The organism is Robinsoniella sp. (assembly GCF_034124845.1).
The window spans coordinates 3,239-6,664 of record NZ_JAWYAJ010000204.1 but is presented as its reverse complement, the minus strand read 5'-3'; the positions used below and the strand labels follow the sequence as shown (position 1 = coordinate 6,664).

General features: G+C 43.4%; 4 protein-coding genes. All 4 read right to left on the bottom strand.

Going from position 1 to position 3,426, the window contains the following annotated elements:
* Positions 1-790 (bottom strand): Gfo/Idh/MocA family protein (locus tag ACH2DQ_RS09480; protein WP_395026531.1); only part of this gene is annotated, 790 nt, incomplete at its 3' end.
* A 169-nt stretch (positions 791-959) separates the two neighbouring features.
* Positions 960-1,793: a carbohydrate ABC transporter permease gene (locus ACH2DQ_RS09475; RefSeq protein ID WP_394911444.1), complete on the bottom strand. Its 834-nt coding sequence runs from the start codon at positions 1,791-1,793 to the stop codon at positions 960-962.
* Entirely contained in the window at positions 1,793-2,680 is an 888-nt protein-coding gene (locus ACH2DQ_RS09470) for a carbohydrate ABC transporter permease (RefSeq protein WP_394911445.1), read from the bottom strand. Before ACH2DQ_RS09470 ends, ACH2DQ_RS09475 begins: the two co-directional genes overlap by 1 nt.
* Positions 2,681-2,840: 160 nt before the next feature.
* Positions 2,841-3,426, bottom strand: a 586-nt coding sequence (locus ACH2DQ_RS09465) for an extracellular solute-binding protein (protein ID WP_395026528.1), incomplete at its 5' end; no start/stop codon positions are given.

Sequence of the window (3,426 nt, the reverse complement as noted above, 5' to 3'; positions counted from 1 at the left end):
TTTTCAGAATACCGCCGCATTCGCACATGTCAATGCGGATTGCTCCCTTTGTCCCCTGGATCAGGACATAATGCTCCGGCCAATGGAATGCCGAGCCCCACTCCAATATGGCATAGCGGCTATCCTCATATTCCATGTTCACAAACAGCATATCATCTTCATCGCCAAATTCATCGCCCTGATGAGCCGCATTTCCCCCTGTCATGGTTACTGTTTTCGGCATACCGCCCATGAGGAATTGCACACAGTCAAGTTCATGGATGTGATGGTAGAGATGCCCGCCTGATTTCTCCCTGATTTTCTTCCATGATATGGATGCCTGCGCTTCTTCCCATCCATTTCTCGCGGAATGACAGTACAGCACCTTTCCTATTACACCATCGTTGATTAATTTTTTGGCATGACGCACGCCCTTAAAAAAGTTCATGACATGCCCTGCCATAAATTTTACTCCATTCTCCAAGCACGCCTTTACCATCTCATCGCAGTCCTTGTAGCTTAGTGCAATGGGTTTCTCACAAAATACATTGACTCCATGCTGTGCTGCCTTGATAACCGGCTCTTTATGCAGGTAATTGGGAGTCGCTACTATGACAGCATCTACATCATCACGGCTGTAGAGGGCATCCAGATCGGTCTCCACATCACATCCTAACTCTGCTGCCACTGTCTGAGCATTTACCGGGTCCAGGACAGCTGCAATTTTAGTTCCTTCAGCTTCCTTCAAAATACGGCCCAGCTCTGCCCCGAAATAACCTGTTCCTACTATTGCATATCCTATTGTTTTCATAATTATAATGACCTCCTTAAATGTCGAAATAAGTAAACGTTCCGAACAGGACTGTGCATTTACTTTACAGTCCATGCGAAAATAATTAATCAGCTATAGACCCCATCGCCAAAGGCGTTTTTCATGGGCTTGCAGGCGTGTCTGTTCATGGTCCTGACAGATACTGAAATTATTTTACGGCTCCGTCCGTCATGCCGCCTGCAATCTTGTTCTGTATAAACATAAAAAATAATACGGATGGTACAACTACCAGCGCAGATGCAGCCATCATGTCACCCCAGTTTAATATCTCGGAACCCTGAAGGGATTTTAATGCTACGGATACCGTCATTTTGTCTGTACTGTTAATCAGAATCAAAGAGTATAAGAATTCATTCCACGCATTAATAAATGTATAGATAGCAGTAGCTACTATTCCAGGCATTACGAGTGGAAGCACAATCCTTGAAAATATCTGAAACTTATTCGCGCCGTCCACCCTGGCCGACTCTTCTATCCCCAACGGAACCGTCTTAAAGAATCCCACCAGCATCCATACAGCATAAGGCACGCTGAAAGAAAGATATACGATGACAAGGCCTACTCTCGTATTCATAAGCCCCAGCTTTGCCATAACCAATGAATAAGGGATTGCCAGTAAGATTGGTGGAAACATGTAGGTAGTCACAAGTGCCTTTGACATAATGGACCCAAGCTTTGGAAAAAAGCGAACGATCCCATAAGCTGCCATTGATGAGATAATAATTGCAATGCATGTGGTAGATAATGCAATAATCACGCTGTTTCCAATATTTGCAGCAAACTTAAGGTCATTTATCACATGACTGAAATTTTCCAAGGTAAACTTAACCGGCAAAAACCGGGTTGGGTTTGCAGTCATATCTCCTGAGGATTTTACAGAGCACAGCAAAACCCAAATCAGGGGAAAGAAAGCAATAAGGGACAGGATAATGAGATAAATATGGCAAAAAAAATTGCCGGTTTTAGCCTTCTTGTTAGTCATCACTTATCCTCCTTTTCCCATTTTCCGATAATTGTAAAATATACCACACACACAAGCAGCAAAAACGAAAGTAGCAGCATCGTAACTGCCGATGATTTACCCAGAAGCTTCGTACCCCAGCCCATGTTATAAGCATAGATTGGCACGGTTGTAGTCGCATTGGCAGGCCCGCCTCCTGTCAGAAGATAAATCAGGTCAAAGTTATTAAATATCCAGATTGTACGCAGCACAACCAACAGACCTACCACAATCTTGATATGCGGAACTGTTATCAGCCTAAACTGCTGCAATTTAGACGCTCCGTCAATCTGAGCTGCCTCATACTGGTCTTGCGGGATTGTCTGCAGGGCAGAGAGTACATTTACCATGATCATGGGCACGCCGAACCATACATTGATAAAAATCAAAGTCAAAAACACCAGGTTGCTGTCACTTAAGAATTGTGGAAGTTCGCTGCAGATCCCTACTTGCACAAGAAAATTCGGCAAAAAACCTGAAACACCGTTAAGTATCCATTTCCAGGATAGTGCTATAACAATGGATGGGAACGCCCATGGAATAATCATTAATGTTCTGTAAATACCTTTGCCTATTTTAACACGGTTGATAGCCAACGCTGAAGTAAACCCTATGAATAACTGCCCTGCCAGAGAAGCAGCCGTCCAAAGAATGGATGTCAGGAATGCCTTATAAAAATTAGGATCTGACAGAACTGCTTTGTAATTGGCACCCCCTACAAAATCATAGGATGCCTTAATTAGATGTTTTGTTGTCAGGCTGTAGTATAAGCTCGAGAATATAGGATATACCAGAAGCAACCCGACAATAATCAGTGCCGGGAGAACGAAAACCCAGCGGGCATAATCAAATTTAACCTTTCTTTTCACAATAATTTGCCGCCTTTCTTTTACTATCCGGGATTGCCCTTCCTTGTATTTATGAATCACAGTGATGGTCGGGCATCCCCTGCTTTATTCCCACGAAGGTAACAATTCAGTTGTACATGCTCGTCTGTACATTTGATGACTGCCCGTGGGGTATTTAACTTTACTGTATAGAACTGAACACCTCATTTAACTTATCTTCTGCAGTTTTTGCAGCTTTTTTTACATCTGTTCCATTCGTAATAATGTCCTGAAACATGCTTTCAATGATTCCCTGGGACGTCAGCAGGCCAGCCTCTACGCTTGGGCCTTTTTCAAAGCCAATTGCTGTTCCCATGTCCATTGTCTTTGTAATGACATCTACTGCATTTGAGAACTTCTTAACGGTCTCATTTTTCTGATACTCCGGCGTGTCGGAAATTCCGGTAATAGATGGCAGCATACCTACCGGCGTCGCCTCCAGAAATTTCATATATGTATCCTTGTCATATAACTTCTTGATGAATGCCTTGCAGATTTCGGGATGTTCTGAGTTCTGCCACACCACTATAGGAATGTTAGAAGTCTCAGCCCCATAATCTGGGTCATCTGCGTTAATCTTAGGCAGCATTGCACAATCAATCTGGTCTGATAATTCCGGAGAGTTTGTCTCCACGCCGCCAATCTGGAAGCCAGAGTTAAAATCAAATGCTGTCTTTCCCTGATAGAACAATGTAGCCTGGTCTAATACAGCATAGTTCACGGAATCC